At 64.4% G+C, this 12,176-nt stretch carries 11 protein-coding genes; 2 read left to right on the plus strand and 9 right to left on the minus strand.

All coding sequences use genetic code 11. The features are described 5' to 3' along the window. Positions 1–62 precede the first annotated feature (62 nt). The 3 genes from AC1DYR_RS15120 to purE are packed head-to-tail and all read right to left on the minus strand — an operon-like array spanning position 63 to position 2,844. The gene (locus tag AC1DYR_RS15120) at positions 63–1,058 is read right to left on the minus strand and encodes an L-threonylcarbamoyladenylate synthase (protein ID WP_477705801.1); all 996 of its coding nucleotides are present in this window, start codon (positions 1,056–1,058) and stop codon (positions 63–65) included. Beyond that, positions 1,058–2,326 (minus strand): 5-(carboxyamino)imidazole ribonucleotide synthase, encoded by a 1,269-nt coding sequence (locus tag AC1DYR_RS15125; protein ID WP_477705802.1) that lies wholly within the window; start codon positions 2,324–2,326, stop codon positions 1,058–1,060. The genes AC1DYR_RS15120 and AC1DYR_RS15125 overlap by 1 nt, the downstream gene beginning before the upstream one ends. Next, positions 2,323–2,844, minus strand: coding sequence for a 5-(carboxyamino)imidazole ribonucleotide mutase (gene purE, locus AC1DYR_RS15130; protein ID WP_477705803.1), 522 nt, complete (start codon positions 2,842–2,844; stop codon positions 2,323–2,325). Before purE ends, AC1DYR_RS15125 begins: the two co-directional genes overlap by 4 nt. A gap of 167 nt (positions 2,845–3,011) precedes the next feature. Here purE and trxA point away from each other — a divergent pair, with 167 nt between their 5' ends. Beyond that, entirely contained in the window at positions 3,012–3,911 is a 900-nt protein-coding gene (trxA, locus tag AC1DYR_RS15135; protein WP_477705804.1) for a thioredoxin, read from the plus strand. Positions 3,912–4,022: 111 nt separating this feature from the next. On the opposite strand, the gene AC1DYR_RS15140 is transcribed toward trxA, so the two are convergent. The 4 genes from AC1DYR_RS15140 to AC1DYR_RS15155 form a co-directional block, all read right to left on the minus strand. After that, positions 4,023–4,931 carry a phosphoribosylaminoimidazolesuccinocarboxamide synthase gene (locus AC1DYR_RS15140; protein WP_477705805.1) on the minus strand — a complete coding sequence of 303 codons (909 nt, stop codon included), beginning with the start codon at positions 4,929–4,931 and terminating at the stop codon, positions 4,023–4,025. Positions 4,932–5,053: 122 nt separating this feature from the next. After that, on the minus strand, positions 5,054–6,118 hold the full coding sequence (gene fba / locus AC1DYR_RS15145) for a class II fructose-bisphosphate aldolase (RefSeq protein ID WP_477705806.1): 1,065 nt from the start codon (positions 6,116–6,118) through the stop codon (positions 5,054–5,056). 146 nt (positions 6,119–6,264) lie between these two features. Continuing rightward, positions 6,265–7,602, minus strand: coding sequence for a histidine kinase dimerization/phospho-acceptor domain-containing protein (locus AC1DYR_RS15150; RefSeq protein WP_477705807.1), 1,338 nt, complete (start codon positions 7,600–7,602; stop codon positions 6,265–6,267). After that, the gene (locus AC1DYR_RS15155) at positions 7,599–8,294 is read right to left on the minus strand and encodes a response regulator (protein ID WP_477705808.1); all 696 of its coding nucleotides are present in this window, start codon (positions 8,292–8,294) and stop codon (positions 7,599–7,601) included. The genes AC1DYR_RS15150 and AC1DYR_RS15155 overlap by 4 nt, the downstream gene beginning before the upstream one ends. 128 nt (positions 8,295–8,422) lie before the next feature. On the opposite strand from AC1DYR_RS15155, the gene AC1DYR_RS15160 reads away from it, so the two are divergent. Further along, positions 8,423–9,166 carry a phosphatase PAP2 family protein gene (locus AC1DYR_RS15160; protein WP_477705809.1) on the plus strand — a complete coding sequence of 248 codons (744 nt, stop codon included), beginning with the start codon at positions 8,423–8,425 and terminating at the stop codon, positions 9,164–9,166. A 124-nt stretch (positions 9,167–9,290) separates the two neighbouring features. Here AC1DYR_RS15160 and pyk read toward each other — a convergent pair whose 3' ends face one another. Together pyk and AC1DYR_RS15170 are read right to left on the minus strand one after the other, a co-directional pair. After that, positions 9,291–10,724, minus strand: a complete 1,434-nt coding sequence (pyk, locus tag AC1DYR_RS15165; RefSeq protein ID WP_477705931.1) for a pyruvate kinase — start codon at positions 10,722–10,724, stop codon at positions 9,291–9,293. 179 nt (positions 10,725–10,903) lie between these two features. Then, entirely contained in the window at positions 10,904–12,097 is a 1,194-nt protein-coding gene (locus AC1DYR_RS15170; RefSeq protein WP_477705810.1) for a phosphoglycerate kinase, read from the minus strand. Positions 12,098–12,176: the final 79 nt, after the last annotated feature.

Genomic DNA, 12,176 nt, shown 5'->3' on the forward strand with positions numbered 1-12,176 from the left:
CCGGTTTTGTAGGCTGTACTGCGACGTGCCGCCCATCATAGCGGCGCGGCGGCAAACGCGCCTCAGCTAGCGGCAGCCCGCTGCAGCCGGTCGCGCACGCCGTCCCACGCGCCATCGGCCGGCGGATTTTCAATCCAGATCAGCTTGACGCCCCTGGCATCAAAGTCGCGCAGCACGGCAAACAGCTGCTGCGCTGTGGCCAGCGCGTCGTCAGGCATGCGGCGGTACAACACCTTGTCGGACTTGATGCGCACGATGCTGCGCGCGTAGACCGCGATGTGGGCGGCGTCGGCCCCGAGCAAATCGAGCGCGGTCTGGATCGGGCCGGCGTCCATCAGGCGCACCTTGGCGTCGGGCGCGTAGTGCGCCTCCAGCGTTCCGGAAGCGCGCGGCGCAGCGCCTGCACTCAGGGCTTGCTGCTCAAATTCGTCCTTGTCCAGTACGGCTTCGCCGCAGGCCGCTTCCAGTTGCGCACGCGTGAGGATGCCCGGGCGCAGCAACACGGGCTGCCCGCGCGTGCAGTCGACGATGCTGGACTCGATACCGACATCGCAAGGCCCGCCGTCGAGCACGAGCAGGCTGTCGCCAAACTCCTGCTGCACATGCTGCGCGGTGGTGGGGCTGACGCGGCCGAAGCGATTGGCGCTGGGGCCGGCGACACCCGTATCACATGCTTTCAAAAAAGCCAGCGCGACAGGATGCGAGGGGCAGCGCAGGCCGATCGAATCCTGGCCGCCGGCCGCGGCCGCCGCCACGCCTTCCTTGCGCGGCAGGATCACGGTGAGCGGCCCGGGCCAGAAGGCTTTCATCAGGCGCGCGGCAAACGGCGGCACGCTGCTGGCGTAAGCCTCTACGTGTGCCGCATCGGCCACGTGCACGATGAGCGGATGGTCGGATGGACGGCCCTTGGCTTCAAAGATGCCGGCGACGGCTTGATCACTGGAAGCGTCGGCGCCCAGGCCGTATACCGTCTCCGTCGGGAAGCCCACCAGCCCGCCTGCCTGGATGCGGCTTGCGGCTTCAAGAATGGCTTCAGGGTCCGAACCGGGAAGAATCATCAAAGGGGGTCCAGGCCAGGCAAACCAAGAATGGATGCAGCCTGCCGCGCTGAGGCCTTGACTGAAGCGACGTCGGGGCCTGTGATGTTGAGATGGCCCATCTTGCGGCCGGTGCGGGCCTCGGTTTTGCCGTAGAGGTGCAGGTGGGTGCCGGGCAGTGCCAGCACGGCCTGCCAGTCGGGCGTGCGCATCTTTCCATGGGTGTCAAACCACACATCGCCAAGCAGGTTGAGCATGATGGCCGGTGAATGCTGGCGCGGCTGCGGCAGCGGCAGGCCGGCCATGGCATGCACCTGCAGGTCGAACTGCGACACGTCACAGGCATCCATCGTGTAGTGGCCGCTGTTATGGGGGCGCGGCGCCATTTCATTAACGATGAGCGCACCATCGGCGCTGCCGTCGTCCACCAGGAAGAACTCGACGCAGAGCACGCCGACATAGTCAATGTGTTTTGCTATGGTTCTGGTAGCTGCTTGCGCACGATCGGCAAGCGCTGCGGGCATATTTCCTTCATAAGCCTGCGTCACCGCGAGAATGCCGTCGACATGCACGTTCAACTGGGGCGCGAAGCCCACGACGCTGCCGTCCCAGCCGCGCGCCACGATGACCGAGCACTCGGCTTTGAGTGGCAGCATTTTTTCAAGCACGCAGGGGACCTGCTTCAGGCCGGCCCAGGCAGTGGCCAGTTCGTCAGCATTCTTGACGCGGACCTGGCCTTTGCCGTCGTAGCCCATGCGCGCGGTCTTGAGGATGCCGGGCAGCAAACCGGCGGGCACGGCCTTCAGCTGTTCGGCCGTTTCAATCACGGCATAGGGCGCGCAGGTGACGCCGGCCAGCACGCCGGATTCGGCGGCGCTGGCAGTGAAGTGGGATTTTTCCTCGATGCGGTTTTGCGCGATGGCCACGGCAGCGGCGCCGGGTGCCACGGGCCGGCTGGCGGCCAGCGCCTGCAGCGCACCGGCGGGCACGTTTTCAAATTCGGTGGTGACGGCGGCGCACAGTGCGGCCAGCTCGGCCAGACCTTTTTCATCGCTGTAGCCGGCCTGGATGTGGTGGTGGCTCACCAGGCCCGCCGGGCTTTGCGGATCGGGGTCCAGCACCGCCGTGAAATAACCCAGGCGCTGCGCGGCATGCACAAACATGCGGCCCAGCTGGCCGCCGCCCATCACGCCGAGGGTAGCGGGCTGGCCGGAGGCCGAGGCCGTGCCGGGGAAAATGGGCAACTCCGGCAAGCTGGAGGCGGCCCGTGAAGAATGAGGGGTGCTCATGCGGGYGGCAGCGTCATGGCGTGCGCAGCAGCGGTTTGCTCTGCCCGGAAAGCCTGCAGTTGGGCGGCCAGCGCCGGGTTGTGCAGGGCCAGCATGGCCACCGCGAACAGGGCCGCATTGGCGGCGCCGGCATTGCCGATAGCAAAGGTGGCGACCGGAATGCCCTTGGGCATCTGCACGATGCTGTGCAGCGAGTCCACGCCCTGCAGATGTTTGCTGGCCACGGGAACGCCCAGCACCGGCACAGTGGTTTTGGCGGCCAGCATGCCGGGCAAGTGCGCTGCGCCGCCGGCGCCGGCAATGATGGCCTGCAGGCCGCGTCCGCCGGCACCTTCCGCATAGGCAAACAGCTCGTCGGGCATGCGGTGGGCCGACACCACCCGGGCTTCGTGCGCGACGCCGAATTGCGTCAGGATCTGCACGGCGTGCTGCATGGTCTCCCAGTCGCTGCTGGATCCCATCACCACGCCCACCAGGGGTACAACTCCAGAGGTCGTCGAATTGTTGCTTGTTGTCATTTAGGGGACCTTCAAGGCCGGGGTTGCAGGTTGCGTTGCCGTAACCCTGATTTTAAGGGCAGGCCACCGGTGGGCTGTGCCTCGCGTGCTACGCTCTTGCCTCCCGGGCGCCACACTGCGCCGAACCGGTTGAAAAAGCACCCCTGACACCCCAACTCTGCAAGACCATGATCGACGTCACCATTGCCAACTTTGAAGCGGAAGTCGTTGCCGCGTCCATGACCACGCCTGTGCTGATCGACTTCTGGGCGCCCTGGTGCGGCCCCTGCAAGTCACTCGGGCCCATCCTTGAAAAAGTGGAAGTGGAATATGCCGGCCGCTTCAAGCTGGTCAAGATCGACTCCGACCAGGAGCAGCAACTGGGCGCCGCTTTCGGCATCCGCAGCATCCCGACCTGCATATTGATGATGAACGGCCAGCCGGTGGACGGTTTTGCCGGCGCCCTGCCCGAAGGCAAGGTCAAGGAATTCCTGGACAAGCATCTGCCGCCGGCCGAAGAACAGCCCGAAGAACAGGAACTCGCGCTCGAAGAGGAAAGCTCTGCCCCGGCCGCTGTGCTCGAAAAGCTGCAACATGCCGTCGCCGCCAACCCGGCCGACGACAATGCCCGCTTTGACTACGTGAAGCTCTTGCTGCAGCTGGGCCGCGAAGACGACGCCAAGGTGGCATTCGCGCCCGTGATTGCACAAACCACAGTGGTGCGGCGTTTTGACTCGCTCAAGCGCTGGATGGATGCTATGGATTTTGTAGCTACAAATGCATATGGAACTTCAGCCGGAAGCCAATTTGATGCAAAAATTGCGCTCAACAAACGGGATTTTGAAACCCTCTTCGACAAGGCCCGCTGGCTCATGGCGCAGCAGCGCTGGACCGAGGCGCTGGACGAGTTGCTGGAAATCCTGATGCGCGACAAATCCTGGAACGACGACCTGGCACGCAAGACCTACATCGCCGTGCTCGATGTCATGGAAGCGCCCAAACCGAAAGTGGCCGATGGGCAGATTCCGCCTGAAGACCCAACCGTAGCGACCTACCGTCGGCGCTTGTCCAGCGTCGTATTGAGTTAAGGGATTCTTATCAGGAAATACCGCAGAACTGGCTTGCCAGGCCGCAGGTATTGCCCCCTTGAGGGGGTTCCGGCTACACGAAGTGAGCCGAGACAGGGGAGAACCTGTTACTTAGGCCGTCAGGCGGGCCAGGGCCTCCTGGTACTTGGCGGCGGTCTTGGCAACCACATCGGCCGGCAGGTGCGGTGCGGGAGGCGTCTTGTCCCAGGGCTTGCCATTGATGCGCACGCTTTCCAGCCAGTCGCGGACAAACTGCTTGTCGTAACTGGGCGGATTCTGGCCCGCAGCGTAGGCGGCTTCATAACCCTCCACCGGCCAGTAGCGTGAAGAGTCGGGCGTCAGCACCTCGTCCATCAAGGTGAGCGTGCCGTTTTCGTCGAGACCGAATTCGAACTTGGTGTCGGCAATGATGATGCCCTTGGTCAGGGCAAAGGCAGCGGCGGTGCTATAAATCTCGATGCTGATCTTTTTGATCTGCGCGGCCATGTCGGCGCCGACAACTTTCACCACCTGCTCGTAAGTGATGTTTTCGTCGTGTTCGCCGGCTTCGGCTTTGGCGGCCGGTGTGAAGATGGGCTCGGGCAGTTTGCCGGCGTTCTTCAGGCCCGCCGGCAGCGGCACGCCGCAGACGGCCTGGCTTTCCTGGTATTCCTTCCAGCCGCTGCCGGCCAGGTAGCCACGCACCACGGCTTCGACCGGGATGGGCTTGAGACGCTTGACCAGCATGGACCGGTTCACGACCTGCGGCACCTCGGCCGGCGTGACCACGCTTTCGGGTATTTCGCCGGTCAGGTGGTTGGGGCAGATGTGGCCGAGCTTGCCAAACCAGAACAGCGCCATCTGCGTGAGCAGCGCGCCCTTGCCGGGGATCGGCTCGCCGAGGATGACATCGAACGCGCTCAGCCGGTCGCTGGCCACCATTAGCAGCCTGTCCTTGCCCACGGCGTAGTTGTCGCGCACCTTGCCGCGCGCCAGCAGGGGCAGGGAGGTCAGGGCAGAGGTATGGAGAGCTTGGGTCATGATGGGGCGGCAACGTAACGGAAGTGAGTCAAAGTAAAAAGCCCGCGCGACTCTGAAAGAGTCCACGGGCTTCGAATTATCGCCAATCCGCGCGGGCGGGCGGCGGGAATTTACGATGCTTTTTAATGCACGACCTGGGCGAGCTCGCCCTTGGCATATTTGGTCGCCACGACCTGCAGGGTGTCACCCTTGATCTTGGCGCCCTGGCCTTCGCAGCCGAATTCGATGTAGCGCTGTTTGCACAGCGCCTTGGCGGCTTCGCGGGCGGGCTTGAGCCACTCGCGGGCGTCGAATTTTTCGGGGTTTTCAGCCAGGAACTTGCGCACCGCGCCGGTCATGGCCAGGCGGATGTCGGTGTCAATGTTGATTTTGCGCACGCCGTGCTTGATGGCCTCCTGGATTTCCTCGACGGGCACGCCGTAGGTTTCCTTCATCTGGCCGCCGTACTGGCGAATGACAGCCAGCATTTCCTGCGGCACCGAGGACGAGCCGTGCATCACCAGGTGGGTGCTCGGGATGCGCTTGTGGATTTCCTTGATGCGGTCGATCGCCAGGATGTCGCCGGTGGGCTTGCGGGTGAACTTGTAGGCGCCGTGGCTGGTACCGATGGCGATTGCCAGCGCGTCGATTTGCGTGCGCTTGACAAAGTCGGCGGCCTGCTCGGGGTCGGTCAGCAGCTGCTCGCGTGTCATGGTGGCATCGGTGCCGTGGCCGTCTTCCTTGTCGCCCTTCATGGTCTCCAGCGAACCCAGGCAGCCGAGCTCACCTTCGACGGTAACACCGTATTTGTGGGCCAACTGCGAGACCTTCTTCGTCACGTCGACGTTGTATTCATAGCTGGCGATGGTCTTGCCGTCGGCTTCGAGCGAGCCGTCCATCATCACGGACGAAAAACCAAGGTCGATGGCGCCCTGGCAAACGGCAGGGTTCTGGCCGTGGTCCTGGTGCATGACCAGAGGGATGTTGGGATACATCTCGATGGCCGCCTCGATCAGGTGTTTGATAAACGGCTCGCCGGCGTATTTGCGGGCGCCTGCGCTGGCCTGCAGGATGACCGGTGCGCCGGTTTCCCTGGCCGCCTCCATGACGGCTTGCACCTGCTCGAGGTTGTTGACGTTAAAAGCCGGAATGCCGTAGCCGTTGACTGCTGCATGGTCCAGCAGCTCGCGCATCGAAACGAGTGCCATGATCAGATCCCCAGAAAGTTAAAAACGCTGCCAGAAGAAGGCGGGCTCCCGGCGGAAGGCCACGCAGCATGGAGGGCTGCCTGGATAGGCCGTAACCGCGAAGTAACCGAGGCCTTCATTCTAACGGTTGCGTAAAGGCCATTTTTTCAGGGAGTTAGCGGCAGAATCATGCGGTAACAGCGTGTAAAAGGTGCCGGCGCGGGTGTCTGTGCAAAGCGGCCGCCATGCACGTCCATCACGCGGCCTACGATTTTGTGGCCCAGCCCCAACCTTTCAATGGAGGGCGTCGCGTCGCCCGGACGGGCCAAGCCGTCATCGCACACCTGCAGCCACACCGCGCCGGCATCACGGCCCCACTGGACACAGACGGCTGTGCCCCGGGTCGTATGCTGCAGCGCGTTACCGACGAGGTTACGCAGGGCCAGCTCCAGCAACAGCGGATGGGCCAGTACCTGCAGCCCGTCCTCTCCCTGCACGCTGAGCGTGTGCCCGCTTTCCCATGAGGCCTGCGCGTAGCCGGCCACCACCTGTCCGGCCAGGGCACCCAGGTCCAGGCGCTGCATCTGCTGCTGCAGATCGGCGCGACTGGCCCGCGCCAGCGCGAGCAACTGTGTGATGACGTGGCCGGCGCGCATCGCGTCGGCTCCTATCTGCGCCAGCGCCTGCTCGCGCGCGGAGGGCGAAAGCTCTCCGCGCAGCGAGGCCGCCTGCAGGGCAATGGAGGACAGCGGGGTGCGCAGCTCATGCGCGACCTCGCTGGCCAGCTGGCGCTCGCGCTCCAGTGAAGCCTGTTGCTGACCCATCAACGTGTTGATGGAACGCACGACTGAGTTGAATTCGCGGTAGGGGTGGCGGGCCTCCAGGCGTTCGGCCTTGTCCACCTCAAGCTCGGCCACGTCGCGCGACAGCACCTGCAGCGGCCGCAGGCCGCGCCAGATGGCCGCGCCCAGCGCGAGCGCCACCACCGGCAGCAGCCACAGCCCCGGTTCGGCAAGTTGGCCGGCGACATCGGCGGCCATTTCGTCGCGCTCGTCGGCGCGCACCAACACCATGACCTGTCGCGCGTGCGAAGCGTCCCATTGCGAAAAACTGCGCCAGGTGGCCAGCGGCGTGCCCAGTTCGAGATCGGCGTAACCGGACTGCCCGCTGAATGGCGGCAAAGGCGCATCGCCCGAGCGGGCCAGCAGCCGGCCGCTGGCGTCGCGTACCAGCACGCTGAGTGAAGGCTGGTAGTCGTGGCTCTTCAGCGCGGGAAGTACAGGACGGGCGGTTTCCCGTGCCGCATCCACAAAGCGCGGCAGGTCCAGGTTGAGCATCAGGGCAGCCGTACCGGCGAGATGCCCATCGGTCAGCTCGCCCGCCTCATGGACACCGGTGCGGTAGCCCACTGCGACGAAGCCGGCCCACACCAGCAGCAGCGCCGCGAGCACCCACAGCAGGAGGCGGCGCATAAGCGAAGGCTGCGAACGCATAGCCGGCATCATGGGCGGTCATCCCGTGGAATGAAGTAGCCGACGCCGCGCATGGTCTGGATCAGGCTTTCGCCCAGCTTGCGCCGCAAGTGGTGCACGTGCACCTCGACCGCGTTGCTGCCGACAGCGTCTTGCCAGTTGTAAAGGCGTGCTTCAAGCTGCTGGCGCGACAGCACCCGGCCGCGCGATTCCAGCAGCAGGAGCAGCAGAGTGAACTCGCGCGGTGCCAGCTCAACGGCCGCCCCTGCACGCAGTACCGTGCGGGCCGCCGGGTCTATCACCAGATCACCATGGACCAGCAGCGGATGGGCACGGCCGGCTGCGCGCCGCAGCAGCGCGCGCATGCGAGCCTCAAGCTCATCTAGGTCAAAAGGTTTGACCAGGTAGTCGTCGGCGCCGAGGTTGAGTCCCAAAATACGGTCGGCGACCTGATCACGCGCGGTCATGATGAGCACTGGCGTCAGCGGGTCGGGCAACGGCCCGTCTGCGCCCGCGCGGGCCCGCCTGAGCTGCAGCAGCAGATCACCGCCGTCGCCGTCCGCCAGCCCGAGGTCCAGAAGCACCAGGTCAAAGGACTCACTGGACAGGGCCGTCCACGCCGAGGCCAGACTAGCGCAGGCATCGACCGCATAGCCCCGCTGCTGCAGGTTGGTCCGCAGGCCCAGGGCGATGCCGGCATCGTCTTCCACCACCAGGATTCGCATGGACCCATTGTCGGCGCTTCAGGCTGCGGCGGGGGGTATCGCAGACCGTCTGCAAGGCCTTAAGGGTGAGTTAAGAAGCTCCCACTATCTTGCGGCTTCCTCTGCCCACCCGCTCGCGCGAAATTCTCATGACCGCTACCCCCTTCGCTGGCGACAGCGCCTCCCCCTCGTCCCGTATTTTCCTGGTAACCCTGCTGAGCCTCGCACTGCTGCTGATCTGGGACCATTCAGGCCTGGATCTGTGGACGGCGCGCTGGTTTGGCTCCGCCACCGGTTTTGTCTATGAAGACCACTGGTTCTGGCGCGGCGGCCTGCACGACGATATCCGCTGGCTGCCCTGGGGGGTGGAACTGGCGCTGCTGGCGGCCGTCGCGCGGCCTTTCGGTGCCATGCGCTGGTTGGCCGTCGAGCGCCGCGTCCAGCTGGCGCTGACCACCCTGATCGCGCTGCTGGTGGTGTCCACCCTCAAGCTGCACAGCCTCACGAGTTGCCCCTGGGAACTGCGTGAGTTCGGCGGCACTGTGGCCTATGTGTCGCACTGGGCCTGGGGCGTGCGCGACGGAGGCAGCGGTGGCTGCTTTCCGGCCGGCCATGCCTCAGCGGGTTTTGCTTTTGTCGGCGGTTTTTTTGCATTCCGCCACGCCCTGCCCCGGACGGCGCGGCACTGGCTGGCCGGCGCCATTCTGGCGGGTTGGGTACTGGGCCTGGCACAGCAGGTGCGCGGCGCCCACTACATGAGCCACACGCTTTGGACCGCCTGGCTGTGCTGGGCCTCAGCGGCTCTGGTCGACAACATCGTCAGCCAGATGATTTCACAAAGGCCCTCATCCGCTCAGGCACAAGTGCCTGCCCTCGTCACACCAAGGCCATAGACCCAGCTGCCGATGAGGGGGTTGGTATTCCAGCATGAGCCGTGGAACCGGCTTTGCCGGCCACAGGCGGGGCGGCCCCTCGGGGCAGGGAGCTACACGCAGTGAGCGACCGTGGGGGCCATATCTACGCCGCCCTGCAGATCTTCAGCATATTGGTACCGCCCGGCGCGCCCATGGGCTCGCCGCAGGTGATGGCGTAGATGTCGCCGCTTTCGACGATCCCGCGTTTTTTCAGGTGCGCCTCGGCATCGCCGAGCGCGGTGTCGCGCTCGACACTCTGGTCCATCAGCAGTGGCCTGACATTGCGGTACAGCGCCATCTTGCGCTGGGTCGCCAGTTTGGGCGTCAGGGCGTAGATGGGGATATGGATACGGTGGCGGCTCATCCACAGCGCCGTAGAGCCCGAGTCGGTCAGCGCCACAATGGCTTTGCAACCCAGGTGATGGGCGGTGAACAAGGCGCCCATGGCGATGGACTGGTCGATGCGGTCAAAGGTCATGCCGGTGAAGTCGGCGTCGAGTTTCACGTCTTCGGCTTTTTCGGCTTCGGCGCAGATGTTGGCCATCTCGACAATGGTCTCCAGCGGATAACGGCCGGCGGCGGTCTCAGCCGAGGTCATAACGGCGTCGGTGCCGTCGAGTACCGCGTTGGCCACGTCGCTGACCTCGGCGCGCGTGGGCACCGGGTTGGTGATCATGGATTCCATCATGTGGGTCGCGGTGATGACCACCTTGTCCAGCTCACGGGCCATGCGGATCATGCGTTTTTGCAGCGCTGGCACAGCGGCATTGCCGACCTCGATGGCCAGGTCGCCGCGCGCGACCATGATGCCGTCGCTGGCCCTGCAGATGGCCTCCAGATTGGGAATCGCCTCGGCACGCTCGATCTTGGCGATCAAGCCCGGCTTGTGGCGGTGCTCGGCACCGGCCACATTGCACAGCTGGCGCGCCATTTCCATGTCACTGGCGTTCTGCGGAAAGCTCACCGCGACATAGTCGGCCTGGAAGCTCATGGCGGTGCGAATGTCTTCCATGTCCTTGGCCGTCAGCGCCGGCGCCGTCAGGCCGCCGCCCTGCTTGTTGATACCCTTGTTGTTGGACAACACGCCGCCGATTTTGACCGTCGCATGGACCTGCTCGCCCAAGACCCTGTCAACAGTCATGACGATCAGGCCGTCGTTGAGCAGCAGGGTGTCACCGGCCTTGACGTCGCGCGGCAGTTCCTTGTAGTCCAGGCCCACGCCGTTGATGTCACCAAGCTCGGCGCGGGACGCGTCGAGCACAAACTTCATGCCCTGCTCAAGCTGCACCTTGCCCTCGGCAAATTTGCCGACACGGATTTTCGGGCCCTGCAGGTCAGCCATGATGGCGACCTCGCGCCCGGCGCGGGTGGCGGCCTCTCGCACCAGCCTGGCACGGTCGATGTGGTCTTGCGCCGTGCCGTGGCTGAAATTCAGCCGCACGCAGTTGACGCCCGCGCGAATCATCTGCTCAAGCAAGGCCGGATCGCTGGAGGCGGGACCAAGGGTGGCAACGATTTTGGTGCCGCGGCGCTGCATCTTCATGTCTGTCTCCTGTAATTTAGTTTCTTATTTTTACACGAATGAGTTACGTAGCGGTTACCAGGCCATCGCCGCATCCGGGGTATTGGCCAGAAGCCGGAGGGTGGCTCGCTGCATGCAGCGTGTCGGGCCCTGAAGCTGCAAGCCGCGGTTTGCCGTATCTTGCAAGTAGCGCCTCAATGGCCCGCGCGCTTCTGCAGGATTTCGAAGGCCGGCAGCGTCTTGCCTTCAAGCACTTCCAGAAAAGCGCCGCCGCCGGTGGAGATGTAATCGACCTGCTTTTCAATGCCGTATTTGGCAATGGCGGCCAGCGTGTCCCCGCCTCCGGCGATGGAGAACCCGCTGCTGTCCGCAACGGCGCGCGCAATGCCTTCGGTGCCTTTGGCGAACGCATCAAACTCAAACACGCCGACCGGGCCGTTCCACACGATGGTGCCGGCCGCCTTGAGCTGCGCCGCGAGCCTCGCGGTGGTTTGCGGGCCGATATCAAGAATCAGATCGTCATCGGCGACGTCAGTGGCCGCCTTGACGGTGGCCGGCGCGTCAGCGGCAAAGGCTTTGGCGGTGACGACATCGGTCGGGATGGGCACCTCGGCGCCGCGCGCCTTCATGGCGTCGATCACGGCTTTGGCTTCAGCCACCAGATCGGCTTCGGCCAGGCTTTTGCCGATTTTCAAACCGGCGGCCAGCATGAAAGTGTTGGCAATGCCCCCGCCCACGATGAGCTGGTCCACATTGGCAGCGAGCGACTTGAGGATGGTGAGCTTGGTCGAGACCTTGCTGCCGGCCACGATGGCCACCAGCGGCCTGCGCGGGTTGGAGAGGGCCTTGGAAATGGCGTCCATTTCGGCGGCCAGCAGCGGGCCGGCGCTGGCCACGGGCGCGTACTGCGCAATGCCATAGGTGGAAGCCTCGGCGCGGTGCGCCGTGCCGAAAGCGTCGTGCACAAAAATATCGCAGAGCGCAGCCATCTTGCGCGCCAGCTCTTCGCTGTTTTTCTTCTCGCCCTTGTTGAGCCGGCAGTTCTCCAGCATCACCAGCTGGCCGGGTTTGACATCCACACCGTCTACCCAGCCGGAGGCCAGGGGAATGTCGCGCTTCATCAACTCGCCCATTCGTTTGGCCACAGGCGCCAGCGAATCGGCCGGCTTGAACTCACCCTCCACCGGCCGACCGAGGTGGGAAGTCACCATCACGGCGGCGCCGGCATCCAGCGCCATCCGGATGCAGGGAATGGAGGCACGGATTCGCGTGTCTTCGGTGATGTTGCCGCTGTCATCCTGCGGCACGTTGAGGTCGGCACGGATGAACACGCGCTTGCCGGCAACTTTGCCGCTGGCACACAGGTCGGAGAAACGGATGAAGTTCATAAATCGCTCGCAGAATAAAAAAGGCTTTGGGCCACAGCGCCCAAAGCCCTAAATTGTAGGTGCCTGTATGTGCTTGGGC

This window comes from Polaromonas sp. P1_F9, from assembly GCF_056405615.1.